This is a genomic window from Clostridium cibarium (assembly GCF_014836335.1).
GTDB classification, from domain to species: domain Bacteria; phylum Bacillota; class Clostridia; order Clostridiales; family Clostridiaceae; genus Clostridium; species Clostridium cibarium.
On record NZ_JACSRA010000003.1, the window covers coordinates 103645 to 128607 of the forward strand.

General features: G+C 30.6%; 25 protein-coding genes and 1 pseudogene. 15 read left to right on the forward strand and 11 right to left on the reverse strand.

Going from position 1 to position 24963, the window contains the following annotated elements; translation table 11 throughout:
• Nucleotides 1–9: 9 nt before the first annotated feature.
• The 5 genes and pseudogenes from H9661_RS02755 to H9661_RS02775 all read left to right on the forward strand — a co-directional run bounded on the left by H9661_RS02755 (nt 10) and on the right by H9661_RS02775 (nt 3651).
• Complete coding sequence (locus H9661_RS02755; protein WP_243240319.1) at nt 10–525, forward strand: shikimate kinase; 516 nt, start codon at nt 10–12, stop codon at nt 523–525.
• 88 nt (nt 526–613) lie between these two features.
• Entirely contained in the window at nt 614–1627 is a 1014-nt protein-coding gene (gene aroF, locus H9661_RS02760; protein ID WP_191767666.1) for a 3-deoxy-7-phosphoheptulonate synthase, read from the forward strand.
• A 10-nt stretch (nt 1628–1637) separates the two neighbouring features.
• Complete coding sequence (locus tag H9661_RS02765) at nt 1638–2471, forward strand: prephenate dehydrogenase (protein ID WP_191767667.1); 834 nt, start codon at nt 1638–1640, stop codon at nt 2469–2471.
• 275 nt (nt 2472–2746) lie between these two features.
• Nucleotides 2747–3084, forward strand: a pseudogene (locus H9661_RS19400) (C40 family peptidase); the annotation flags it as partial.
• 324 nt (nt 3085–3408) lie between these two features.
• Nucleotides 3409–3651: a hypothetical protein gene (locus H9661_RS02775; RefSeq protein ID WP_191767668.1), complete on the forward strand. Its 243-nt coding sequence runs from the start codon at nt 3409–3411 to the stop codon at nt 3649–3651.
• 28 nt (nt 3652–3679) lie between these two features.
• Here H9661_RS02775 and H9661_RS02780 read toward each other — a convergent pair whose 3' ends face one another.
• Nucleotides 3680–4213, reverse strand: a complete 534-nt coding sequence (locus tag H9661_RS02780) for a class IV adenylate cyclase (protein WP_143316638.1) — start codon at nt 4211–4213, stop codon at nt 3680–3682.
• Between the two features lie 158 nt (nt 4214–4371).
• On the opposite strand from H9661_RS02780, the gene deoD reads away from it, so the two are divergent.
• The 5 genes from deoD to H9661_RS02805 all read left to right on the forward strand — a co-directional run bounded on the left by deoD (nt 4372) and on the right by H9661_RS02805 (nt 8820).
• Nucleotides 4372–5076 carry a purine-nucleoside phosphorylase gene (gene deoD, locus H9661_RS02785; RefSeq protein WP_191767669.1) on the forward strand — a complete coding sequence of 235 codons (705 nt, stop codon included), beginning with the start codon at nt 4372–4374 and terminating at the stop codon, nt 5074–5076.
• A 13-nt stretch (nt 5077–5089) separates the two neighbouring features.
• Complete coding sequence (gene srtB / locus H9661_RS02790; RefSeq protein ID WP_191767670.1) at nt 5090–5851, forward strand: class B sortase; 762 nt, start codon at nt 5090–5092, stop codon at nt 5849–5851.
• A gap of 120 nt (nt 5852–5971) precedes the next feature.
• Complete coding sequence (locus tag H9661_RS02795; RefSeq protein ID WP_191767671.1) at nt 5972–7027, forward strand: nucleoid-associated protein; 1056 nt, start codon at nt 5972–5974, stop codon at nt 7025–7027.
• 47 nt (nt 7028–7074) lie between these two features.
• Entirely contained in the window at nt 7075–7794 is a 720-nt protein-coding gene (gene sigI, locus H9661_RS02800; RefSeq protein WP_191767672.1) for an RNA polymerase sigma-I factor, read from the forward strand.
• A complete protein-coding gene (locus H9661_RS02805) occupies nt 7795–8820 on the forward strand; it encodes an anti-sigma factor domain-containing protein (RefSeq protein WP_191767673.1) in 1026 nt (341 codons plus the stop codon).
• Nucleotides 8821–8902: 82 nt separating this feature from the next.
• Here H9661_RS02805 and fba read toward each other — a convergent pair whose 3' ends face one another.
• The 8 genes from fba to H9661_RS02845 all read right to left on the reverse strand — a co-directional run bounded on the left by fba (nt 8903) and on the right by H9661_RS02845 (nt 17781).
• Nucleotides 8903–9766 (reverse strand): class II fructose-1,6-bisphosphate aldolase, encoded by an 864-nt coding sequence (gene fba, locus H9661_RS02810; protein WP_143316644.1) that lies wholly within the window; start codon nt 9764–9766, stop codon nt 8903–8905.
• 112 nt (nt 9767–9878) lie between these two features.
• Complete coding sequence (gene argF / locus H9661_RS02815) at nt 9879–10808, reverse strand: ornithine carbamoyltransferase (RefSeq protein WP_191767674.1); 930 nt, start codon at nt 10806–10808, stop codon at nt 9879–9881.
• 45 nt (nt 10809–10853) lie between these two features.
• Complete coding sequence (locus H9661_RS02820; protein ID WP_191767675.1) at nt 10854–12005, reverse strand: aspartate aminotransferase family protein; 1152 nt, start codon at nt 12003–12005, stop codon at nt 10854–10856.
• Nucleotides 12006–12016: 11 nt separating this feature from the next.
• A complete protein-coding gene (argB, locus tag H9661_RS02825; RefSeq protein WP_143316647.1) occupies nt 12017–12871 on the reverse strand; it encodes an acetylglutamate kinase in 855 nt (284 codons plus the stop codon).
• Between the two features lie 18 nt (nt 12872–12889).
• On the reverse strand, nt 12890–14113 hold the full coding sequence (gene argJ, locus H9661_RS02830) for a bifunctional glutamate N-acetyltransferase/amino-acid acetyltransferase ArgJ (protein WP_191767676.1): 1224 nt from the start codon (nt 14111–14113) through the stop codon (nt 12890–12892).
• A 19-nt stretch (nt 14114–14132) separates the two neighbouring features.
• Nucleotides 14133–15167: an N-acetyl-gamma-glutamyl-phosphate reductase gene (gene argC / locus H9661_RS02835; RefSeq protein WP_191767677.1), complete on the reverse strand. Its 1035-nt coding sequence runs from the start codon at nt 15165–15167 to the stop codon at nt 14133–14135.
• Between the two features lies 1 nt (nt 15168).
• On the reverse strand, nt 15169–16557 hold the full coding sequence (gene argH, locus H9661_RS02840; RefSeq protein ID WP_191767678.1) for an argininosuccinate lyase: 1389 nt from the start codon (nt 16555–16557) through the stop codon (nt 15169–15171).
• On the reverse strand, nt 16558–17781 hold the full coding sequence (locus H9661_RS02845) for an argininosuccinate synthase (protein ID WP_143316651.1): 1224 nt from the start codon (nt 17779–17781) through the stop codon (nt 16558–16560).
• Between the two features lie 403 nt (nt 17782–18184).
• On the opposite strand from H9661_RS02845, the gene H9661_RS02850 reads away from it, so the two are divergent.
• Genes H9661_RS02850 through H9661_RS02865 form a run of 4 tightly spaced genes read left to right on the forward strand, consistent with a single transcriptional unit; the run spans nt 18185 to nt 21910 of the window.
• Nucleotides 18185–18898, forward strand: coding sequence for an ABC transporter ATP-binding protein (locus H9661_RS02850; protein ID WP_143316652.1), 714 nt, complete (start codon nt 18185–18187; stop codon nt 18896–18898).
• A complete protein-coding gene (locus tag H9661_RS02855; protein WP_143316653.1) occupies nt 18888–20204 on the forward strand; it encodes an ABC transporter permease in 1317 nt (438 codons plus the stop codon). Before H9661_RS02850 ends, H9661_RS02855 begins: the two co-directional genes overlap by 11 nt.
• A gap of 15 nt (nt 20205–20219) precedes the next feature.
• Nucleotides 20220–21542 (forward strand): ABC transporter permease, encoded by a 1323-nt coding sequence (locus H9661_RS02860; RefSeq protein WP_191767679.1) that lies wholly within the window; start codon nt 20220–20222, stop codon nt 21540–21542.
• A gap of 56 nt (nt 21543–21598) precedes the next feature.
• The gene (locus H9661_RS02865) at nt 21599–21910 is read left to right on the forward strand and encodes a DUF1540 domain-containing protein (RefSeq protein ID WP_143316655.1); all 312 of its coding nucleotides are present in this window, start codon (nt 21599–21601) and stop codon (nt 21908–21910) included.
• A 63-nt stretch (nt 21911–21973) separates the two neighbouring features.
• Here the strand turns inward: H9661_RS02865 and H9661_RS02870 are convergent, their stop codons facing one another.
• Together H9661_RS02870 and H9661_RS02875 are read right to left on the reverse strand one after the other, a co-directional pair.
• Nucleotides 21974–22354 carry a DUF4363 family protein gene (locus H9661_RS02870; protein ID WP_191767680.1) on the reverse strand — a complete coding sequence of 127 codons (381 nt, stop codon included), beginning with the start codon at nt 22352–22354 and terminating at the stop codon, nt 21974–21976.
• On the reverse strand, nt 22351–23034 hold the full coding sequence (locus tag H9661_RS02875) for a DUF421 domain-containing protein (protein WP_143316657.1): 684 nt from the start codon (nt 23032–23034) through the stop codon (nt 22351–22353). Before H9661_RS02875 ends, H9661_RS02870 begins: the two co-directional genes overlap by 4 nt.
• Nucleotides 23035–23175: 141 nt before the next feature.
• Between H9661_RS02875 and H9661_RS02880 the strand changes: the two genes are divergently transcribed.
• Nucleotides 23176–24828, forward strand: a complete 1653-nt coding sequence (locus H9661_RS02880; RefSeq protein ID WP_191767681.1) for a nucleoside kinase — start codon at nt 23176–23178, stop codon at nt 24826–24828.
• The last annotated feature ends 135 nt before the right edge of the window (nt 24829–24963 follow it).

Sequence of the window (24963 nt, forward strand, 5' to 3'; positions counted from 1 at the left end):
ATAACTTATATGATGTCAATAAAAGATAAGGTGATTTTAATTGGTATGCCAGGCTGTGGTAAAAGTACTTTAGGGAAATATCTTTCAGAGAAACTTAATTATAATTTTTATGATATGGATGAACATATCCAAAAAATTTCCAATAAGACTATAGCACAGTTATTTAAAGAAGGAGAAGATGTCTTTAGAAAGTGGGAGACAGAATCCTGCCTAGAGTTAGCTAAAACAAAAAAAGCGGTTATAGCTTCAGGTGGTGGGGTTGTAAAAACTGGTAAAAACATAGACATATTAAAAAAAGATTGTATAATTTTATTTATTGATAGACCTGTAGAAGAAATAGTTCAAGATGTTAATGTTAGCACTAGACCATTATTAAAGGATGGTACATTTAAACTATATGAATTATACGATGAGAGATATAAACTTTATAATGGAGCAGCTGATATTATAGTAAAAAATGTCGGATCTATAAATGATGTTGTTAATAGGTGTAAAGAAGAACTTATGAATAGATTAATGATTTAGGAGTGAAACTCTAGAAGAGTTTTTACTATATATTATTTTAGGACAGTAGGATAGAAGAAAAAAATTTATTAGTACAGGAGGATATGTAATGATTATTATTATGAAACCAAAAACTGAGGAAGAACAAATTAAAAAGGTAATTAGTATAGTTGAAGGAAAGGGATTGAAAATAAACCTTTCAAAGGGTATGACCAATTTTATAATTGGTTGTATTGGAGATACATCTGTATTAGATCCTAGCAAACTTTTAAGAATAGATGGAGTTGATAAGGTGTTAAAGGTGCAAGAACCTTTCAAAAAGGCTAATAAGTTATTTAAGCAAGAACCAACAATAGTTGATGTAAATGGGGTTAAAATTGGTGGTAAAAATTTAGGAATCATGGCTGGACCTTGCTCAGTTGAATCAGAAGAACAGATTATAGAAGTAGCAAAGAGTGTTAAAGCATCAGGTGGTAATTTCTTAAGAGGTGGAGCATTTAAACCTAGAACCTCGCCATATAGTTTCCAAGGGTTAGAACTTGAAGGATTAAAATTATTAAAATTAGCTAAAAAGGAAACAGGGCTTCAAATAGTAACTGAGCTTATGTCAACAGATTATATAGATGATTTTGTAGAAAATGTTGATGTGATCCAGATAGGTGCAAGAAATATGCAAAACTTTGATCTATTAAAACAAATAGGTAAGACAGACAAACCAATTCTTCTAAAACGTGGATTATCTGCAACTATTGAAGAATGGTTGATGTCAGCTGAATATATAATGGCAGGTGGAAATGAAAATGTTATTCTTTGTGAAAGAGGAATAAGAACCTTTGAACCTTATACAAGAAATACATTGGATTTAAGCGCAATTCCAGTTGTTAAGAGATTATCCCATTTACCAATAATAATAGATCCAAGTCACGCTGGAGGATACTGGTACTTGGTAGAACCAATGGCAAAAGCTGCGATAGTGGCTGGAGCTGATGGGCTTATGATAGAAGTTCATAATGATCCGGAAAATGCATTAAGTGATGGACAACAATCAATAAAACCAGAAAACTTTAGAAGTTTGATGGAAAAGATTAAAGTTCTTGCAAAACTTGAATCTAAAGAGATTTAGGGGGAACGGCATGAATATTGTAATTGTAGGACTTGGAGTAATTGGTGGCTCGTTTGCTATGGCACTTAATAAAGTTGGCTACAAAGATGTTTATGGGGTTGATGTTGATGAAAAAACTTTGAAAAAGGCTGAAACTCTTGGGATAATTAAAGCTGGATGTACTTCAGGAGAAAAATTTTTCGAAAAAGCAGATTTGATAATTTTATCTATTTATCCAAAGCTTGTAGCAAGGTTTATTGAGAAAAATAGAGACAATTTTAAAAAAGGCTCTATAATAACTGATGCAACTGGGATAAAAGGAATGTTTATTAAAGATATAATGAATATTTTGCCAGAAGAGATTGACTTTGTTTTTGGACATCCTATGGCTGGTAGAGAAAAAAAAGGTATCGATTTTGCTACAGATAAAGTATTTCAAAATGCAAATTATATAATAACTCCTATTGAAAGAAATAAAGAGAAAAACATTAAAGTTGTAGAGAATTTAGCCAGGGAAATAGGGTTTAAAATAGTACGTAGAATAACACCAGAATTTCATGATGAAATGATAGGGTTTACCTCACAACTGCCACATGCTATGGCTGTTGCTCTTATTAATAGTGATGAAGAAAACAGAGATACTGGTAGTTTTATTGGGGATAGTTACAGAGATTTAACTCGTATAGCTAATATAAATGAAGAACTTTGGAGTGAACTTTTCCTGGGAAATAAGAACAATTTGTTGAAAGCAATAAATAATTTTGAGTTAGAGTTAGATTTGATAAAGAAAGCCATATACGATGATGATAAAGAGAAACTTATGGAGTTTTTTAGAAAATCAACTATACGAAGAGAGAAATTATAAATCTCCATTAAAAATTTTAAAAGTGGCATTGCCACTTTTTTATTTTTTTCAAGAAAATTTCAAAGAACTCTTAGGATTTGGCAAATATATAGTATTAAAATATATAATTCATTTTAATATATAAAATACAATATTAAACCTAAATTGACTAATTTATCTATAATATAATGCAAATGTTAGATAGAGGGATAAATATGTCAAAAAATAAAAAAAGTATAAAAATGTTTTTAAGTTTTATGCTATTAATTTTAATGGTAATAACAACTATACTAGGGAGCTCTATTGTGGCTGATGCAGCTCCAATTAGTGGACAAGCTATTGTAAATGAAGCAATGAATCATTTAGAAAAACCATATGTATATGGAGAAACAGGGCCTGATAGGTTTGACTGTTCAGGGCTTGCATTATATGTATATAAAAAAGTAGCTAATATTGATATTGGCCGAGATACATATGCACAAGTTAAGGAAGGTAGAGAGGTATCGCAAAGTGAACTACAACCTGGAGATTTAGTGTTTCCACATGCTTGACATGTAGGCATTTACGTTGGTAATGTGGACAAATGATACATGCACCTGAAACAGGAGATGTAGTAAAAATATCGCCAATTTAGAAGTTCTGGAGGGATAGGAGAATAATAGAAACTCCTATTAGATCTAGTCTTGAAAATTTATTATTCAATGCAAATCTATATCATGATAAGTATAAAGATTTAAGAGATACTTTTGGGCATGATGTTAATCAATTTAGTAATCATTTTTATAGTAATGGAATAAAAGAAGGACGTGGAGCATCAGAAGTATTTGATGTAAGATACTATTTAAGCAAGAGCCTTGATCTTATAGTTGCTTTTGGAAAAGATAATTACCAAGCTGCATATGATCATTTCTTAAGTGATGGTTATAAGGAAAATAGAAAACTTTCACCTGTATTTGATATGGCATATTATATTAAGAATAATCCAGATGTAGCAAATTTTTACGGAAATGATCATAATGGAGTTATAAATCATTTCTTAGTATCTGGAATGAAAGAAGGCAGAGTTGGAAGTGAAGATTTCAATATAAAGGTATATAAGAAAAATTATAAGGATTTGGAAAAGGCATTTGGAGGAGATAATAAAGCATATTTTGATCATTATCTTCAATGTGGGATAGCAGAAGGAAGAATAGCAAAATAAATAAAAAAGGTGGATTAGCCACCTTTTTTTATTTGTTTTCTTCTATCAATTCATAGATTGTCTTAGAAGTTGTATCTTCCATATTATATCCAAGCAATTTAACAATTCTTTCAAGCTTTTCTTCAGAATCTGTTTCTATTTCAATGTATGGAAATGGGCAAAAGGTAGTATCGTTTATATCTATTTCTACTAAGCCATCTTCTAACTCATAGCTTTCTCTATATTTTTTTATAGATTGCTTAAGTACTAAGCCAAGAGATGTATAAATACCTTCAGCAGCAATTTTATTGTCTACTATAACTTCATTTTCTTCCATTTCCTTAAAACGACCTTGAGATAAGAGCTTTTTTGTGGTCATAAAATATATTTCTCTTTTATTTAGTAGGTCATCTATAGTTCTTATTCTAGCGTAGCCTTTATTATTTAACAGACGCCCATCTTCAAAATCATAGATATCATTAGTTTGATTTTCTTCTTTAACTTTTTTTGCACCACTTTCTAGAAGTATGTGTCTAATATGTGCAACATCAATTTTAATTATTCTTGTTTCTAGTTCATTCATATTATTTTATCTCCTAAAGTTTAAAATATGATTAGTTTATTATACCACAAATAGATATATAAAATTATTTTACCCTTTTATTTGATAAATACAATTAGTATAATGGAGTTATATAAAGTTTTGTTATATTAAGTAAAAAACAATAGGAGGAAATAATTATGGCTAAACATTTACACATAATGGCAGAGGAAGGATCTATAGCAGAAACAGTACTTTTACCAGGAGATCCTATGAGAGCAAAATATATAGCGGAGAATTATTTAGAAGATGCTAAATGTTATAATACAGTAAGAGGAATGTACGGATATACAGGAACATACAAAGGAAAGAGAATATCAGTACAGGGTACAGGTATGGGACTTCCATCTCATTCAATTTATGTTAATGAATTAATAAGATTTTACGGGGCAAAGAGATTAATTAGAATAGGGTCAGCAGGTTCGTTAAATGATAATGTTAATGTTAGAGATATTGTATTAGCACAAAGTGCTTCAACAAATTCAGGAATTAATAAGAGAAGATTTAATGGTATGGATTATGCACCTACTGCAAATTTTGAATTACTATTAAAAGCTTACAATAAAGGAATAGAAAAAGGAGCTAATGTCAAAGTAGGAAATGTGTTATCTTCAGATTTATTTTATGATGATACAAATGGATCTATTAAGTTATGGGCAGATTATGGATGTCTAGCTGTGGAAATGGAAACTGCTGAATTATATACTGTGGCAGCTAAATATGGAGTCGAAGCTTTAGCAATACTTACAATATCAGATCATGTGTTTAAGGGCGAAGAAACTACTCCAGAAGAGAGAGAAACTACTTTTACTCAAATGATGGAAATAGCATTAGAGTTAGGTTAAGGTATAGATTACTATGGGGGGAAAGTTATCGGTAAAAGAAATAATTAGGAAAGTTATATTTTCTATTTCGCTAATTGTTTTTATAGTGTGTGCTTATAAGTTGTACAATATATGGAGTGGATATCATAATAACTCTAAGGCATATGATGAGGTCAGGGAATATTCTCCAGAAAAGATTGATGAAAATGGTGGAGAGAAGTTTAAATTTAAGGCAGAAGATTATCAAAAGTTGTATGAAATGAATAATGATTTTAAAGGATGGATTTATATACCTGGTACAAATATCAGTTATCCTTTAGCTCAAACTAATAATAATGATTACTATCTGAATCATAACTTCAAGAAAGAAGAGAATAGTGGTGGTTCAATATTTATTTCATCAAATAATACTCAGCCTTTTATTGATAAGAATACGATAATTCATGGACATCATATGAAAGATGGAAGCATGTTTGCAGATTTGATGAAGTTCAAAGAAGAATCATTTTCAAAAGATACCTTTATTTATATAAATACAAAAGATAAATTGCTACAGTATGAAGTTTTTTCAGTATTTTTTGAGAAAGCTAATAATGAGTCATATCAAGATAGGTTTTCGTCTTATGATGAATATGTAGCTTATACTAATAAATTAAAAGAAAAATCAATGTTTGATTTAGGAAGAGCTAAATTTACACAGGAAGACAAAATAATAACTTTATCAACTTGTGATTATGATGTTGATGATGGAAGATTACTTGTATGTGCAAAGTTAGTTTCCAGCTCAGATTATTAAAATCAGCCTTATGGCTGATTTTTTATTTTAGTAAAAGATGATTATGATTTAACGCTAGTTTATTTTTTAGTCAGTTTAATGATAAAATAAGATATGTAATAAAATATGAGGTGAAGAAAAGTGGATTATATTAGTGATATAAATATAAGTGAAGCAGTTATACATATATTAGACTCTAATGGAGAAGAACCTATATTAAATGAATATAATTTACAATTAGATGAAGATACATATAAGTTTCTATTTAAGCATATGGAAAAATGCTTAAAAGATGAAGAATTAAAATATGCTGTATTTAATTCTGAAAGAAATATAGCAAAGGAGATAGTTCAAGATTATTTGAATGGGATAGATAATGATTTGATAAAATTATCTAAGGAATTAGCTAGACAATTATTTTTAATTATGAAGGGCAACGTAAATATACCTTCTTGTGATTTAATTGTAGCATCAATTATAACTGATCAAGGGCCTATGATAGCTATTCTTAAGATGGATTATGTAAGAAATTTTACTCATCAAGTAGATTTCGTTGGAGATAAAATAGGAATAGGGATAGTGCCTCAGTCAGCTGGACTTCCAGGAAGCAGCCAAAAGATACAAAAAGCAGCTTTCATTAGGCCAATAAAAGAAGAAGATACATATAATTTGATGGTATTAGATAAACAAAAAAAGAGTAAAGATGAAGAAGATTATGGAGCTAATTACTTTGTAAGTAGTTTCTTAGGTTGTTCTATAATAACCAATGAACGGGATATGACTAAAACTTTTTTAAAGGCAACGGAAAATTGGACTAGAAAGAATTATGCTAATGATGCGGTTAAAGCAGAATTAATTAGAACAGCTGTGAAGAGTAAACTTAAGGAGGAAGACACAGTTAATATAGATGAACTTTCAACTGAATTGTTTGGAGATAAATTATTTGAGGGAGAACTTCAAGCTAAAGAAGATTTCTCAATTTTTGTTAAAGGACAAGGGCTAAATGAAAATGTGAATGTGGATAAAACATGGGTAGAGAAAAAGTTAAAAAGAGTAAGATTAAAGATTGATAAGGAAATAGATTTGTATATAAATCAGGAAACATATCATGATAATAGTAAGTTTGAAATTCAGCGCAATGGTGATGGAAGTATTAATATGATAATCAAGCATGTTATAAATTATATAGAAAAATAGATTATGTTTAACAAAGGAAGAATTAATAATAGAAATAGGTGAAGTTTTTGAGAGAGTTTGATGAATTAGTTATTAAGGCTCAGGAAGATGAACGAATACATGAAAGATTAATTACTGATAATGAATTTTTTATAATTAAAATGGCTTCAAAGGTTACAAGTAAGTATATAACTAAAAATGATGATGAATGGTCTATTGCGTTAAATGCTTTTAACGAAGCGATAAGAAATTATAAAATTGAAAAAGGTAGTTTTTATAGTTTAGCTGAATTAGTTATTAAGAGGCGAATAATTGATTATATAAGAAAAGAATCTAGATCTAAGAATGAAATTTCAGTAGATTCATATGTTTTTCAAGGTAACTCACAATTTGATGAAGAGGATGAAAAGATTAATTATGAAATTGTAAAAAAACTTTCAGAAACTTCAATTGAAAGTTCTGCCAAACTGGAAATTGAAGAAGTCACAGAAAAATTAAATTTATATGGATTTTCTTTTCATGACTTAATTAAAGTTTCGCCAAAATCAGAAAAAACCAAGTATACTTGTGCCAAAGCAGTAGCATATATAATAAAAAATGAAATTGTATATAATGAACTTATTGAATGTGGAAAACTTCCTATAAAAAATATTGAAAAAAATATAAAAGTACCCCGAAAAGTTCTGGAGAGGCATCGAAAGTATATAATAGCAGCAGTTGTGATAATGTCCGGAGATTATCCACACCTTGCTAGTTATATGCGTTTTATCAGAAGGGAGTTAACATAAATGAAATGTATAGTTGTAGAAATTAAGAATAAAAATGCAGTTGTACTTTCTGATAATGGTAGCATAATCAAAGTGAAAAATGATAATTACCAAATCGGGGAGGAAATTCAAATGAAGAGAAGCATTGTGAAAAAGTCAAAGATAAAAATAGTTGCAGTTGCAGCAGGATTAATTGTTTTCTTAACTGGAGCGAGCGGAGTTTATGCATATAATAAACCATATGCTTACGTAAGTCTTGATGTAAATCCATCAATAGAATACACAGTTAATGCCTTAGACAGGGTTATTGATGTTAATGCTGTTAATGATGATGGACAAGAAATAATTAATAATATTGATGTTGAGAATAAAACTATTGATGAAGCTATAAAAAATACTGTTTCTGAAATTGCGGAGCAAGGATATATTACAGAAGAAGCTGGAGGAATTGTAATTTCTACATCTAGCGAAGATGAGAAAAATGCATCTGATGCTGAGAAGTTAGCAGATGAATTAAAAACAGATGCTGAAAAAACCCTTGAAGAGAATAATTTAAATGCTGAAGTAGAAGCTCTTAGTGTTGGAAGAGAAAGAGTTTTAGAAGCTAGAGAATTAGGTGTTACACCTGGAAAATTAAATTTAGTTGAAAAACTACAAAAGAGTGCAGCAAATCCAGACGATATATCAATTGAAGAATGGCTTAATAAACCCGTAAAAGATATAATGAAAGCAACTAAAGCCAATAAGGAAGAGCAAAGGGTTAAGACTGAAGGAACTGCTACTAATACAGAAGATCAAGAGCAACAAGGAGAAAGTGAAGCTACTCAAAGTGAATTAACGAACTCAACAAATTCAATGAATTCAGTTAAAGAAAAAAATGAAAATAAAGAGGTTAAAGAAAAAGTTAATAAAAATAAAGAAACAAGCACTACTCCAGCAAAAGAAAATGTAAATAAGGCAGAGGAAAAGAAGTCAGAAAACAAGTCTCAAGGTTCTCAAGGAAATACAGAAAAAGGAAATAATAAGGAGAATAAGAAAGATAAGTAAGTAAATTAAAGAAACACAGCATACATATTATAATGAATGCTGTGTTTTTATTGTAAAAAATAATTTGTTTAGTTAACAGAAATTAAGCTTTGTTAACTGAACCGAAAAGTTCCATCTTTTCTTTTACAGTAGCCTTTATAGCTTCAAATCCTGGAGCAAGAAGTTTTCTAGGGTCAAATCCCTTACCTTCTAAGTCCTTACCAGCTTCAACATACTTTCTTGTAGCTGCAGCAAATGATAATTGACATTCAGTGTTAACGTTGATTTTAGCAACTCCAAGAGAGATAGCTTTCTTAATCATATCTTCTGGAATTCCAGTACCACCGTGAAGTACTAATGGCATTTCTCCAACAGTATTCTTAATGTTTTCTAAAGCATCAAATGCTAAACCAGCCCAGTTTGAAGGATATTGTCCGTGGATATTACCGATACCAGCAGCTAACATTGTAACTCCTAAATCAGCGATTTGCTTACATTCATTTGCATCAGCAATTTCACCAGCACCAACAACTCCATCTTCTTCTCCACCTATTGAACCAACTTCACATTCAACTGAGATTCCCTTAGCTGAAGCGTCAGCAATAAGCTTCTTACTTTTTTCGATATTTTCTTCTATTGAATAGTGAGATCCATCAAACATTACTGATGAGAATCCAGCTTCAATACAAGCATAAGCTCCATCAAAGCTACCGTGATCTAAGTGTAATGCTACAGGAACTGTTATTTTTAAATCTTGAAGTAATCCGTTAACCATACCTACGATTGCATGGTAACCACCCATATACTTTCCAGCACCTTCTGAAACTCCAAGGATAACTGGTGAATTGTTTTCTTGTGCAGTTAATAGAACGGCTTTAGTCCATTCTAAGTTATTAATGTTAAATTGACCTACAGCATATTTCCCATCTCTAGCCTTGTTTAACATTTCTTTAGCTGAAACTAACATAACTAAACCTCCAATTATTGTGAATATATTTGGGAAAAATATATAATGTATTTCTCCCACCACTCTTTATTATAACTTCAAATTGTTAAAAAAGAAACAACTTCTCAGAATTTTAGTAATTGTTTTTCATTAGTTTTAGCAAAACAGCTTTTTGAGCATGTAGTCTATTTTCAGATTCATCGAAGATTTCATTTGAGTGTTCATCAATTATGTCACCAGTTATTTCTTCTCCACGATGAGCTGGCAGACAGTGGAGTACAAGTGCATTGGATTTTGCTAGTTCCATTAATTTTTTATTTATTTGGAAGCCTACAAAAGCTTCTTTTCGTATTTTGGCCTCATCTTCCTGCCCCATACTAGCCCAAACATCAGTTATTACGACATCAGCATCTATAACAGCTTCCTCAGGGGAAGTTGTTATAATAAATTTAGTACCTTCTAATTCTGATAATTCTTTACCACGAGCTATATATTCTTCTTTAGGCATATAGCCTTTAGGACAAGCGATTGAAATATTCATTCCAATTTTTAAAGTGCCTATTATAAGGGAGTGAGCTATATTGTTACCATCTCCAATATAAGCAACTTTCAAACCTTCTAGTATATTTTTATATTCTCTAATAGTCATTAAGTCAGCAAGTACTTGACATGGATGCTCTAAGTCTGTTAACCCATTAATTATAGGAATAGAAGAATATTTGGCTAAGGTTTCTACTTCTTCTTGGGAGTATGTTCTTATCATTATCCCTTGAATGAACCTTGATAATACTCTAGCTGTATCTTCTATAGGTTCACCTCTACCAATTTGTAGATCTCTACTGCTTAAAAATAGTGCATTGCCACCAAGCTGATACATTCCAACTTCGAAGGATACTCTAGTCCTTGTTGAACTTTTTTCAAAAATCATTCCAAGACTTTTCCCTTTTAAGTGCTCATGTGGGATGTTATGTTTGTGCTCATACTTTAATTGGTCTGCAGTATTTAGAATATCTAAAATATCATCTTTTGATAAGTCATCGATTTTTAATAAATCTTTTTTCATAAAAAAGCCCCCTCTTGTTGTTAATTTTTAGTCAATGTATAAATTTTACTTTAGTAACTCAACTAAAATATTTGCCCCTTTTAAAATCTCTTCTTCGCTTATAATTATAGGTGGAAGAAGTCTAATGACATTTGTTCCAGCTGTTAAAACCAAAAGCCCTTTTTCTATCGCTTTTTGTTGAATTTCAGAAGAGTTTCCTTTTAGCTCTATACCTATCATTAAGCCTATACCTCTAACTTCAACTATCTTGTTTAAATTTGCAGCTGTTAATTTATCTTTTAATAATTTACTGTTTTTAGTAACTGAATTATAAGTCTTATCATTACATATTTCATCTAATACAACTAATGCTCCAGCACATACTGCAGGATTACCTCCAAAGGTTGTTCCGTGATCACCTGGATTAAACACATTAGATAATTTTTCATTACAAAGTACTGCTCCAATAGGAAGTCCAGCCCCAAGTCCTTTTGCAAGTGTTATAATGTCTGCTTTAACGTCGAAGTTATTAAATCCAAAAAGTTTGCCAGTTCTAGCAATTCCACTTTGAACTTCATCAAAGATTACAACTATATCTTTACTATTACAAATAGAAACAACTTCTGTAACAAAGTCTTTATGAAGGGGATGAATTCCCCCCTCTCCTTGAACAGCTTCCATAATTATTGCACATACATCATCTGTTAATTTAGAATTAAAGTCATTAATATTGTTTGCTTCAACGTAATCAAATCCCTCTGGGAAAGGGAAGAAGTAATTATGAAATTTTTCTTGACCATTTGCAGTTAAAGTTGCTAGAGTTCTTCCATGAAAAGATTGTTTTAATGATAAAATTTTATTTCTATTTTTTCCGTATTTATCAAAACTATATTTTCTAGCAAGTTTAAGTGCTCCTTCATTGGCTTCGGCACCAGAGTTGGCGAAGAAAACCTTATCCATTTTTGCAAGTGAAGTTAATTTATTACTAAGTTCAACGGTAACTGGATTTAAAAATATATTAGAACAGTGTTGTAAAGTATTAATTTGATCATTTACAGCCTTTGTCCATTTAGGATGTGAATATCCTAAGGAATTAACCCCAATTCCACTTGTAAAATCTAAATATTTATTTCCTTTTGTATCATATAAATAAACCCCATCTCCTTTAGAAAGAATAGGAGAGAGGGGAGCATATGTGCTCATAAGTGAATTTTTCATTTAATCATCTCCTAATAAATCATGGTTCCAATACCTTCATGAGAGAATAATTCCAAGAGTATAGAATGAGGGATTCTGCCGTCAATAATATGTGCTCTTTCAACACCCATGCGAACAGCTTCCACGCAACAATCTATTTTAGGAATCATACCACCCTTAATTATTCCTTCAAAAGATAACTTTGGTACTTGATGAAGTCTTAATACAGATATTAGAGAAGCAGGATCACTAGGATCTCTTAATACCCCGGGAACATCTGTTAATAAAACTAATTTTTCAGCTTTTAAAGCAGCTGCAATTTTGGCTGCGCAGAGGTCAGCATTTATGTTATAAAGTGAATTATCATTTTCACCTAAAGCAACACTTCCTACAACAGGAATGTAGTCTGAAGACAATGCCATATTCAATATATCAGGATTAACAGAAGTTATTTCGCCAACATATCCTAAATCAACAGTTCCTTCTAATTTTTTTGCTTTAAGAAGTGAGCCATCCATACCGCAAATACCAATAGCTTTTCCACCGGCTTTTTCAATTAAAGAAACGAGATCTTTATTAACCTTTCCTCCAAGGACCATTTGAACTACTTCAATAGCTTTTTCATCTGTATATCTTAGCCCGTTTACAAACTTGCTTTTTTCTCCAAGACGTTCAAGAAAACTTGTTATATCTGGACCACCACCATGAACTACAATTGGCTTAAATCCAACACATTTCATTAATACAATATCATTTATTACAGTTTCTCTTAGTTCCTCACTTACCATGGCGTTACCGCCATATTTAACAACTATTATCTTTCCATTATATTGTTGTATATATGGTAAAGATTGAACTAATATATCAGCACGATCACTATGGTTCATCTTATTATTCCTCCTAAATTAACTTCTATAATCACCATTGATTTTTACGTAGTCATAACTTAAGTCACAACCCCAAGTGGAGACTTCGTAATCACCTATAGAAAGTTCAACTTTAATTAAAATCTCTTTTTCTTTAAGGATTTTAAGAGCTTCATCTTCATCAAAATTTACAGATGAACCATTTTTACATACTATAATTGAACCAGCCAAACTTTCAAAATAAACATTTACTTTATCTGGGTCAAAATCTACTCCTGAATATCCTAATGCACAGAGGATTCGTCCCCAATTAGCATCACAACCAAACATAGCTGTTTTAACTAAACTAGAATTAATTACACTTTTTGATAGTAGAAGAGCATCTTCTTCACTATTTGCACCAATTATTTTGCACTCTAATAATTTAGTCGCACCTTCTCCATCTTGAGCCATTTTTTTTGCTAAATTTATGCTTATATATTTTAATGCTTCTAAAAAAGCATAGTAGTTTTCGTTTTTTTCTGTAATTTCATCATTTTCTGCTAGACCATTAGCTAATATGAATAAACTATCATTAGTACTTTGATCTCCATCTACACTTATTCTGTTAAAACTAACATCGGCAGAATCTTTTAGAGCTTCCTTTAAAAGAGTAGGAGAGATGTTTATATCAGTAGTAATGAAAGCAAGCATTGTACACATATTAGGTTCTATCATTCCAGAACCCTTTGCCATAGAACCGAGTGTTATAACTTTATTCCCAATTTCTATATTTATAGCAAGTTCCTTTTTTACTGTATCAGTAGTCATAATTGCTTCAGAAGCATCTTTATAACCTTCTTTAGAAAGAGATTCTGTTAATTTGCCAACATTTTGTTCAATAGCTTTTATATTAAGAGGTACCCCAATAACCCCAGTTGAAGCTACTAATACATCTTCTGTATTAATATTTAATGCTTTAGCTTCAGAAGATGACATACGTTTAGCCTTTCCAAGGCCATCATCACCATTGCAGGTATTTGCATTTCCACTGTTTATTATTACTGCTTGAGCAAACCCGTTAGATAGATGTTCTTTTGAAACATATATAGGAGCCCCCTTTACTTTATTGCTCGTAAATACTCCAGCAGCTGAAGCAGGTTTTTCTGAATAGATTAAGGCTAAATCCTTACTTTCTTCATTTTTCTTCAAACCACAATGAATGCCTGAAGCTAGAAATCCTTTTGGAGCAGTAACTCCACCTTCAATTACATTTATATTCAAATTAATTGCCCCCTTTTTATTAAAAGGATGGTGAAATAAAGTTTAATCCTTCTTTTTCATCAAGTCCTAATAGAATGTTCATATTTTGTACTGCTTGCCCTGCAGCACCTTTAACCATATTGTCTATTGCACTAACTACTATTATTTGATCTTTTCTATGATTTAAGTGAAGTGATATGTGGCAGTAGTTAGAGTACCTAACATTTTTAGTACAGGCTACTTCGCCTAAAGGTAGTACGCTAACAAATGGTTCATCTCTGTAAGCTTCAATATATAGATCATGAATTTTCTCTAAATCAACTTGGTTTTTAGGTGTACAGTAAATAGTTGAAATTATTCCTCTACTTATTGGAAGTAAATGAGGAGTAAAGGTTACTGTAACATTATCACTTGCCATAAAACCAAGGGTTTCTTCAATTTCAGGGGTATGTCTATGACCTCCAACTTTATAAGGTGCAAAGTTTTCGTTTAATTCTGCAAAGTGGCTAGAAAGCGTTAACCCTCTACCAGCGCCAGTAGCACCTGATTTAGAGTCGCAAATTATTCCCTTAGTTTCAATTAAAGAATTCTTAAGTAGAGGCATTAATCCAAGTTCTATAGAAGTTGGATAGCAGCCAGGATTAGCTATAAGCTTAGCTTTCTTAATTTTTGTTCTATTAAATTCAGGCAATCCATAAACACTTTCTTTATGGATTGCAGGATGAGAAAAATCTTTTTCATACCAAAGTTTGTAATTTTCTTCCTTTGATAATCTAAAGTCAGCACCCATATCAATACAAATTTTTCCGTGATCTATACATTTTGATGCTATATCTTCACTTAATCCATGTGGAAGAGCAGTGAAAATTATTTCGGATTTTTCTAGTACATCCTCAATAGTTTCACATTTTAAATTAGTTTTATCTATGAATGTTTTATATATTGATGATATTTCTTCTCCTTCAAAAGATACTGAACTTATTGCTGATACAGTTACATCCTTATGATTTAAAAGTATTCTGAGTAATTCAGCTCCAACATAGCCAGTAGCCCCAATAATACCGACTTTTATCATTTTATAGGCCCCCTTTAGTTTCTTCTATAAATTTTTTTAAAGCATCTAGTTGTATATTTACAGATTGAGAAGATGGACCACCAATAACCTTTCTTTCCTCAACACATGTAAATAAGTCTATTGCTTTATATACATCCTCTTCAAAAATAGGAGAGAATTCTTTGAGCTTTTCTATAGAAAGATCTTCGATAGCTTTATTTTCTTTTATGCAGTGAAGTACTATTTCTCCAACTATTCCATGTGCAGTTCTAAAAGCTTCACCCTTTTTAACTAGGTAATCTGCAAGATCTGTAGCGTTAGTAAATCCACCAGCAGCCCCTTTTCTCATAGTGTCTTTATTAACTTTCATTGTTTTTAACATTCCGGTAAAAGTTTTAAGAGAAAGTGTAATAGTATCTAATGCATCAAAAAGACATTCTTTATCTTCTTGCATATCTTTGTTGTAAGCTAGAGGTATGCCTTTCATCACAGTAAGAAGAGTCATTAAATCTCCATATACTCTACCAGTTTTACCTCTTATAAGTTCAGCTACATCAGGATTTTTTTTCTGAGGCATTATAGAACTTCCAGTACTATAGGCATCATCAAGTTCTATAAAACTAAATTCATTAGTACACCAAAGAATAATTTCTTCAGAAAATCTTGATAGGTGCATCATAATCATAGAAAGAGCTGAAAGTGTTTCTATTACATAATCTCTATCAGAAACTGAATCCAAACTATTTAAAGTGATTTTTGAAAATCCAAGGTCTTTTGCTACGGCAATTCTATCGATTGGATAAGTTGATGTTGCTAATGCACCTGAACCTAAAGGCATTTCATCAGTTCTCTTGTAGCAATCTTGTAAACGACCAATATCTCTTTTAAGCATTTCACCATATGCAAGCAGATGATGAGCTAGAGTTATAGGTTGAGCTTTTTGCATATGAGTATATCCTGGCATTATAGTAGATATATTTTCCTTAGATTTATTAAATATAACTTCTTGAAGTGAAAGAATATCAGATATAATATCTTTCTGAGCTTTCTTTAAATACATTCTTAAATCTAAAGTTACTTGATCATTTCTGCTTCTACCTGTATGAAGTTTTTTTCCACAAGGTCCTATATAATATGTTAGTGTTCCTTCTACAAAACTGTGAATGTCTTCTGAAGATGAATCTATTTCAATAACCCCATTTTCCATGCGAGTTAAGATTTCATTTAATCCACTTTCAATTTTATCGCTAGATGCTTTTGGAATTATACCTTGTTTCCCTAGCATCTTTACATGAGCTAAACTTCCTTCTATGTCTTCTTTATACATTCTTGAATCAACTCTGATAGAAGAGTTGAAATCATTAACTAAATCACTTGTTCCTTTTTTGAATCGTCCGCCCCAAAGTTTCATTTATTTTTCCTCACTTTTTATTTTTGCATTCATTTTGGCATGAACGACTATTGGAAGACCAAAAAGATTAACAAATCCAGCAGAATCCTTTTGATCATATACAGCGTCTTCACCAAATGTTGCATATTCTTCGCTATATAATGAATAAGGAGATGTCATGCCTGCATTAACTACATTTCCTTTATATAATTTAAGTTTTACTTCTCCAGTTACTGTTTCTTGAGTTTTTAGTACAAAAGAGTGTAGAGCTTCTCTAAGTGAAGTAAACCATAATCCGTTATATACAATATCTGCAAATTTTAAAGCAACTTGCTCTTTATAATGGGCAGTTTCTTTATCTAAGCATAACTCTTCTAAATCTTTATGTGCTTTATAAAGGATTGTTCCACCTGGAGTTTCATAAACACCTCTAGATTTCATACCAACTAGTCTATTTTCAACCATGTCGGTAATTCCTATTGCATTTTCTCCACCTAATTTATTAAGTTCTTCAAGAAGTTTAACTCCATCCATTTTAACTCCATTTAAAGCTACAGGAATTCCTTTTTCAAAAGAAAGAGTGATGTATGTTGCTTTGTCTGGTGCCTTTTCAAGGGTAGTAGAAAGTTCTAAAATCTTTTCATAGTTTGGTTCATTATTTGGATCTTCTAAATCTAGCCCTTCATGACTTAGATGCCAAAGATTCATATCTTTACTATAGTTTGTTTCATAGCTTATTTTTATAGGAACCTTTTTTTCTAAAGCATAAGCTATTTCTTCTTCCCTTGATTTTATGTCCCATATTCTCCAAGGAGCTATAATTGGCATTTCTGGTGCAAATGCTTTTATAGCTAATTCAAATCTTACTTGGTCATTACCTTTACCAGTGCATCCGTGACAAATAGCATCAGCACCTTCTTTTTTTGCTATTTCAACCATTCTTTTACCTATAAGAGGTCTTGCAAAAGAAGTACCTAAAAGATATTTTCCTTCATATATAGCTCCAGCTTGAATTGTTGGGAAAATATAATCATTTACGAATTCTTCTGTTAAGTCCTCTATGTAAATTTTTGATGCTCCTGTTTTTAAGGCTTTTTCTTCTAAACCTTCTAGTTCGGATTTTTGTCCAACATTTCCAACGACTGCGATAACTTCGCAACCATAGTTCTCTTTAAGCCATGGAATTATTACTGATGTATCAAGTCCTCCTGAGTATGCTAAAACAACTTTATTATATTTTTTCATTACAATAGCCCCCTTAAATAAAACGATAAATTTTTCTAACTGTTTATAATTATACATACATTTAAATAAATATGCAATAATTATTCATAAAAAATGAGTAAAATTTCATAGGCATATAGAAAAAATGCTTAATAACTAAAGTTACGTAGCGGATTGTATGCATAAAAATAAAAAAAGAATATTTCTATAGTATAGTTATTCATAGTATGACTTGTGTTATAACTTTTATACTAAGAAATCATTGGTGATTTAGATGAATGTTTATTGTATAATTAGGAAATAGTTATTTCTAAGCATGTGGTATTAAATGTAAGTTTAAGATTGTTTTAAGAAAAAAGACATGTTAGATTTAATAAAAAAGGATAGTATATTAATATTCAAGATAATTTAAAGGAGAGTCAGAATGATTGAGGTAAAAGAAGTTTCAAAAGTATATAAAATGGGAAAAGAAAAAGTAGTAGCGTTAAAAAATGTTTCATTAAAAATTGAAAAAGGTGAGTTTGTTGCAATAATTGGTCCTTCAGGATCTGGAAAGTCAACACTAATGCATATTGTTGGGGGGTTAGATTCTCCTACAGTTGGAAATGTATATATAGAGGGAAATGATATTAGTAGATTAAAAGATAAGCAACTTTCTAAATATAGAAATGACAAGATAGGTTTCGTGTTTCAAGCATTTAACCTAGAGAATAGTCAAACAGCTCTTGAAAATGTAATGATGCCATTAATCTTTGCAGGAATATCAAAAAAAGAGAGAAAGGAAAGGGCATTAAAAGCGTTAGAACAAGTAGGCTTAAAAGAATATGTAAAACATAAACCAAATGAAATGTCAGGAGGACAAAGACAAAGGGTATCTATAGCAAGAGCATTAGTTAACAATCCAGAGATAATATTTGCAGATGAACCAACAGGAAACTTAGATTCTAAAAGTGGTGAAAACATAATGCAACTATTTAATGAAATTAATGCAAAAGGATATACAGTAATTATGGTTACTCATAATCCACTTGAAGCTAATAAGGCAAAGCGTGTTGTTAAGATCAAGGATGGTGAAATTATATCTGATATTATAAAAGAAGAGGAAATAGCCTTAGGAGGAGAAAAAGATGAAGCTTAAAGAGTATGTACTTATGTCCCTAAGGGATTTATGGAGAAGAAAAGGCAGAACTATTCTTACTTCCTTAGGTATTACCATTGGTACCTTACTTATAGTAACTATGATGGGAATAGTGCTAGGTCTTCAAAATTTTATGGTGAACACTGTTAATAATGAAGATACTGCAAAAAATATTAAAATTCAACCTTATAAATATATGACAGATGAAGAGGCTTCGGATGCAGATCTAAGTACATTACAAGATGAATATGGGAAAAAACTTGACAATAAGTTAATAGAAGAACTTAAGAATACTGAAAAAACAGAAAGCATAGTAGCTTCAATATCATATGATCCAAGTGCGTTAAGGGTTAATGGGAAAGAATATACAGGAGAAATATCTTGCATTGGTTATAATGATGGCGTAAATATTTATCCAAGTTCAGTAGTGGACAAAGTAAGATTCGAAAAAGGTAATGATGAATTAAAGCCAATTAAGGTAGGTAAAGAAATAGATAATAATTCAGGCCAAGCTCTTATTGGTAAAGAACTTTTAAATAACTTAGGGTTATCAGAAGATGAAATACTTAACAAAGAGATGGAAATAGTTACAAGTTCATCAAGTATAATAAAAACTAATAAAACAACTAAAAAGGTTACTGTGGTTGGAATTATTGATGAAAATTTTGAAAATGGAAGGAAGGTAGTTATATCTGCAAGGGATGCAGCTGAACTAAAAGGATATAGCACTTTGCAGAAAGATTATATGGAAAACAAGGGGTATGACAAGGTTGAGGTTACAGCAAAGGAAATAAGTGATGTAGAAGCTTTAAGTGAAAAAATTAAAGATTTAGATTATTACTCTGTATCTTCGATTGATATGGCAGAAGAAGTAGAAGAAAGTCTTAGTGGTATAAATACAGCTTTCTTAATACTTGGAATAATAGTATTAGTAGTAGCTGCGATAGGAATTGTTAATACCATGACTATGGCTGTTATTGAAAGAACAAAGAGTATTGGTGTTATGAAATCAGTAGGTGCAGATAGTGGCGCTATAAGAACTATATTCTTAGTTCAATCTTCTTTGATAGGATTAATTGGTGGAGCATTTGGAATTTTAATTGGGTCAGGAGTTAATGGATTAATTCAGATGTTTGCAACATCTAAGATATCTGATGCAGGAATGAAGATGTCAATTACAATAGGTTTGCCTTGGTATTGGCTTTTAGTAATATTAGCTTTTGCAATGATTATAGCATTAGTTTCAGGAATATATCCAGCAAATAAGGCATCTAAGTTAGATCCAATAGAAGCATTAAGAAGATAGGAGGGAGCAGTAAAAATGAAATTAGTAGATAAAATAAGCATGGCTTTCAGAGATTTAATGAATAGAAAAGTTAGATCAATACTTACTATTATTGCTGTATCAATAGGATCCCTTTTATTAGTAGTAATGATGGGAATTGGTGATGGAATAGTAAATAAGATGAAAAGTATGATTAGTAGTTTTGGGGATACAAATGTAGTGCAAGTAATGCCTATAGACTCAAACAAGATGAAGGATGCATCAAATAATAAATCTAGTATGTCAATTAGAATTAATGAAGAAGGGACATCAGCTAGCTCAAAGGATTTTAATAACAAAAAATCGGAGTATACAAAGAAAATATCAGAGGAAGATATAGAAAATATAAAGAATATAGATGGTGTGGACAAAATAGAAGCATCTATTAGTGGGAAAGCTACTAGTTTGAAACTTGATGGAGGATCAAGTTTGGATAAAAATATATCTGTCACAGGGGTAAATCTAAAATATAATAGTGATTTTAGTAAAAAGTTGGTGGCAGGTAATTCTCTAGTAAATGCAGATACAGATGTTTTAGTAGGAGAAAATCTTGTTAGTAAGTTAGGGATTAATGACAATGAAGAACTGCTAGGAAAGAAAATAAAAATTAAAGTAGAATATCCTAAGATGAATGGAATTCAAATAAAAGAACCAAAAGAAATAGAAGGAACTGTAGTTGGAGTGCTAAATAAAAAGGATTATAGAGATACTATTGTTATGGCAGATAAGAAGGCAGAAACCCTAATATCATATTTTACAGATAAAGAAAACTACATAAGTGAAAACGGCTATAATAGTGTTAGTGTATACGCTAAAGAGGGAACAAGCTTAGGTACATTAAGTAGTAAAATAACTCAAGAATATGGATATGAAACTTTTAGTTTAGATATGATTAATAGCATGCTTGATGTTCTAGGAACAGTAGTAAAAAGTGTATTATCTATAGCTGGAATAATAGTTCTTATAGTTGCAGCTTTAGGATTAGTTAATACTATGACTATGACTTTGCAAGAAAAGAGAAAAATGATAGGTGTAATGAGATCTGTAGGCGGATCAAGATCAAATATTAGAATGATATTTATATTCCAATCCGTAATGCTTGGTTTGGCCGGAGGGGCACTGGGAGGATTATTGTCTTCTGGTGGAATTATTTTTACTAACGAATATATTACAAAGAGTAGTAATTTCATAATATCATTAACTGCAAATAATGTATTTATATCTATAATAATTACATTACTAATTTCAATTATAGCTGGATTAATTCCTGCAAGTAAAGCGGCAAAATTAAATGTAGTAGAAGCGGTGGCTGAGGAATAAAAATAGTAATTATGGGAAATACTAAACCTACAATATGATGTTGTAGGAGGGATAGTATGACACAATTGAGTTGTTGTGCGGATAGTTGTGGACATAACAAAAATGGCTATTGTTGTTTAAATTGTGTAGAAGTTGGAGGGGATCTTGCTAATAGTTCTGAATCAACTTGTTGCAATAGTTTTGTAGAGAAGTCAGGATCATTTACAAATGATACACAGTTGCCAAGTCCATACTCAGATATTAAATGTAAAGCAGAAAATTGTATTTACAACAGTGGCTATCACTGTGAAGCATATAATATAGATATTTCAGGTCATGCTGCTTCATATGTAGATGATACTTTATGTTCAACATTTACTTCTAAATAAAAATGAGCTGTCTAAAATATAAATTTTAGACAGCTCATTTTTATAATGGGAGTAATTAAGTTATTAAAAAATATTTTCAATATTTGGATTATGAAGATGTTTTATATTTTTAGCAAAATTTTTTAATGAATTTACTGCTATGATAGATTCAGTATAATCTCTGCAAGAAGTATATAAAGATAATTCAACAGCTTCATCCATCAAGTTATCAAAGTCATTATGATTTATATAAATTGAAGAGACCATTTGATTTTTATCAATTAGGTCTATTATCTCATTAGTAGAAGAATAGGCTTTTTCCCATTCTTTATTACTAATTAATAATTCTATTTCTTCAGTACGATTACTTATAGTATCGCATAATTCAATTAAGGAGTTATTAGCAAAGTAAACAAAGCAAAGTAGTGAGAAAAATATAATTACAGACATTATTGTACTTCTCATTTATTACACTCCTTTTCATAATCACCATATAGCTGATATTTAAAATTTCCTTGAGTATCGTACATAGCTATTAAAATATCATCCATAGAAGATAAATTATGTTTCTTTAACAATTTATTTATCCATTCTTTATCCTTACCTATAGTAGTTAATGAATTAGTATTTATTTTGCCATCGGTAATTATTATTTTAGGTAGTAAAGGTGGCTTATTATTTGATTTACTTTTAGAAGAATTATTATCCTTTGGAAGAATGGATAATTGACCATTATTTTCAAGTATTGCATATTGAATTTCTTCCAAGTCAAAGTATCCTGCAAGACGGATTTCTTCCATTAATTCATCAATATTAATTTGCTGTTTCTTTAAAACTTTATAGTTGAGCTTACTTTTATAAACTAATATGCAAGGTTCCCCATCTACAACTTTCCTTATGAATTGACTTTTTAATTCAAGTAGTGAAAGAAGAGTCTTCATAAAAAGCAAAGTAATTATAGGGATTATACCTAAAAGTAATGGAAATCTTGTATCCTGCATGGGAAGCGATGCTAAATCTGAGATCATAATGGTTATTACAAATTCATAAGGTTGAAGTTCACCAATTTGACGTTTTCCCATTATTCTCATAACTACGACTACCAATGTATATAAAATAGCTGTTCTGATAAAAACTATGAACATAATTAAACACCTCTTTAAATTATTATTTCTCAGTCCTAGAAACTATATTCTATATCTTATATCTTTGTAGGAGTAACACTTGGGTATATAATGGAATAGAGTGAGAATTTATGCTACAAATCTAAGGAGAGGAAAATTTATATGGAAGAAATAAAATTACAATTAGGAAATACAAACATAATTAATGCTAACAAGGAGACTACTTTTAAGGAATTAGCAGATAGATACTATAAAGATAAAAGCATAGTCCTATGTGAATTAGAAGGAGAGTATTATGAACTAAGTAAAAAAGTCCCTGAGGCAGGTAAGATAAACATGATTTCTGCCAATAGTGAGATTGGTTGGAAAGTTTACTCAAGAACACTTCAATTCATTTTTATAAAGGCAGCTTTAGATATATTTCCAAATGCGAAGATTACGATAGAACATTCAATATCAAAAGGGATATTTGGAGAGATACATAAAGAAACTCCATTGACTGAAGATGAAATAATATTAATTAAAGAGGCTATGAAAAGATTAATCCATAGAGATATACAAATAAAGAGGGTAAAGATTGATAAAAAGAAGGCTATGGATATATTTGAAAAGTACGGTATGCAAGATAAGGTTATGCTTTTAAAGCAGATGGATTTTAATGAAGTGAATTTATATGAGTTAGATGGAAGATATGATTATTTTTATGGACAAATGGCATATTCTACAGGAATAATAGAAGCTTTCGATTTAATTAGATATGCTCATGGGTTTATTTTAAGAAATCCTAAAGAAGGGGATATTAGTTCGCTGCCTGAATTTAAGGAACAGAAAAGTCTTGCAAATATTTTTTATGAAACAGAGGAATGGCTTAGGATACTTGGTATAGGTGAAGTTGGAAGTTTAAATGAAAAAGTCATTAATGGAGATTTGAAAGATGTAATATTAGTTTCTGAAGCCTTACATGAAAAGAAGATTGCTCATATAGCAGACCAAATAAGTAAGAAAGAAGATATAAAGATAGTACTTATAGCAGGGCCTTCTTCATCTGGAAAGACTACCTTTGCGAATAGGCTTGGAATTCAATTAAGGGTTAATGGGCTTATTCCAATTTCAATATCTCTTGATGATTATTTTCTAGATAGGGAAAGGACGCCTAAGGATGAGGAAGAAAATTATAATTTTGAATCTATTTATGCTATAGATTTAGATTTATTTAATGAAAATTTAAAAGGTCTTTTAAAAGGTGAAGAAGTAGAAATTCCTAGTTATAATTTTAGGACAGGAACTCGTGAATGGAGTGGAAACAAGATAAAGTTGCCACAAAATGGAGTCATAATTATAGAAGGGATACATGGATTAAATCCAATACTTACAAGTGAGATAGAGGATAAAAATAAGTTTAAAATCTATATTTCAGCCTTAACTCAGCTAAATATAGATAATCATAATAGAATTGCAACTACTGATGTCAGAAAGATTAGAAGAATAGTTAGAGATTACTTGTCACGAGGATATGGTGCAGAAGATACATTAAATATGTGGTCATCAATCAAAAAAGGGGAAAAAGAGTATATATTTATATATCAAGAAGAGGCAGATGTAATGTTTAATTCAACATTAGTGTATGAATTAAGTGTACTTAAATCTTATGCAATTAAAGAGTTAGATAAAATTAAGCATGGAAGTCCATCATATAATGAAGCTGTAAGGTTAAAATCATTTTTGAATTTTTTTAAGGAAATTAAATTTGAAGATGTACCTGAGAATTCTATTTTAAGAGAATTTATAGGTGGAAGTTGTTTTTATAAGTATTAAATAAAATGAACTATATCCTGACACTTGAGTAAAAAGAGTGTTTGGAGATAGTTCATTTTTTAAGTTTCGCTTGGATTTTTAAGTTTTTTTATGATAATTCTTAATTTATGAACAATAATGTAAATTTATATTGAT

Excerpts from the sequence above, each read along its gene's own strand:
- H9661_RS02855 (WP_143316653.1), top strand. The coding sequence starts at position 18,888 with ATGAAGCTTAAAGAGTATGTACTTATGTCCCTAAGGGATTTATGGAGA.
- H9661_RS02850 (WP_143316652.1), top strand. The coding sequence starts at position 18,185 with ATGATTGAGGTAAAAGAAGTTTCAAAAGTATATAAAATGGGAAAAGAA.
- H9661_RS02765 (WP_191767667.1), top strand. The coding sequence starts at position 1,638 with ATGAATATTGTAATTGTAGGACTTGGAGTAATTGGTGGCTCGTTTGCT.
- argF (WP_191767674.1), bottom strand. The coding sequence starts at position 10,808 with ATGAAAAAAGATTTATTAAAAATCGATGACTTATCAAAAGATGATATT.
- argH (WP_191767678.1), bottom strand. The coding sequence starts at position 16,557 with ATGAAACTTTGGGGCGGACGATTCAAAAAAGGAACAAGTGATTTAGTT.
- H9661_RS02865 (WP_143316655.1), top strand. The coding sequence starts at position 21,599 with ATGACACAATTGAGTTGTTGTGCGGATAGTTGTGGACATAACAAAAAT.
- H9661_RS02805 (WP_191767673.1), top strand. The coding sequence starts at position 7,795 with ATGAAATGTATAGTTGTAGAAATTAAGAATAAAAATGCAGTTGTACTT.
- H9661_RS02820 (WP_191767675.1), bottom strand. The coding sequence starts at position 12,005 with ATGAAAAATTCACTTATGAGCACATATGCTCCCCTCTCTCCTATTCTT.
- argB (WP_143316647.1), bottom strand. The coding sequence starts at position 12,871 with ATGAACCATAGTGATCGTGCTGATATATTAGTTCAATCTTTACCATAT.
- H9661_RS02775 (WP_191767668.1), top strand. The coding sequence starts at position 3,409 with ATGGCATATTATATTAAGAATAATCCAGATGTAGCAAATTTTTACGGA.
- H9661_RS02875 (WP_143316657.1), bottom strand. The coding sequence starts at position 23,034 with ATGTTCATAGTTTTTATCAGAACAGCTATTTTATATACATTGGTAGTC.
- deoD (WP_191767669.1), top strand. The coding sequence starts at position 4,372 with ATGGCTAAACATTTACACATAATGGCAGAGGAAGGATCTATAGCAGAA.
- srtB (WP_191767670.1), top strand. The coding sequence starts at position 5,090 with ATGGGGGGAAAGTTATCGGTAAAAGAAATAATTAGGAAAGTTATATTT.
- fba (WP_143316644.1), bottom strand. The coding sequence starts at position 9,766 with ATGTTAGTTTCAGCTAAAGAAATGTTAAACAAGGCTAGAGATGGGAAA.
- H9661_RS02880 (WP_191767681.1), top strand. The coding sequence starts at position 23,176 with ATGGAAGAAATAAAATTACAATTAGGAAATACAAACATAATTAATGCT.
- aroF (WP_191767666.1), top strand. The coding sequence starts at position 614 with ATGATTATTATTATGAAACCAAAAACTGAGGAAGAACAAATTAAAAAG.
- H9661_RS02780 (WP_143316638.1), bottom strand. The coding sequence starts at position 4,213 with ATGAATGAACTAGAAACAAGAATAATTAAAATTGATGTTGCACATATT.
- H9661_RS02860 (WP_191767679.1), top strand. The coding sequence starts at position 20,220 with ATGAAATTAGTAGATAAAATAAGCATGGCTTTCAGAGATTTAATGAAT.
- H9661_RS02870 (WP_191767680.1), bottom strand. The coding sequence starts at position 22,354 with ATGAGAAGTACAATAATGTCTGTAATTATATTTTTCTCACTACTTTGC.
- argC (WP_191767677.1), bottom strand. The coding sequence starts at position 15,167 with ATGATAAAAGTCGGTATTATTGGGGCTACTGGCTATGTTGGAGCTGAA.
- H9661_RS02845 (WP_143316651.1), bottom strand. The coding sequence starts at position 17,781 with ATGAAAAAATATAATAAAGTTGTTTTAGCATACTCAGGAGGACTTGAT.
- H9661_RS02755 (WP_243240319.1), top strand. The coding sequence starts at position 10 with ATGATGTCAATAAAAGATAAGGTGATTTTAATTGGTATGCCAGGCTGT.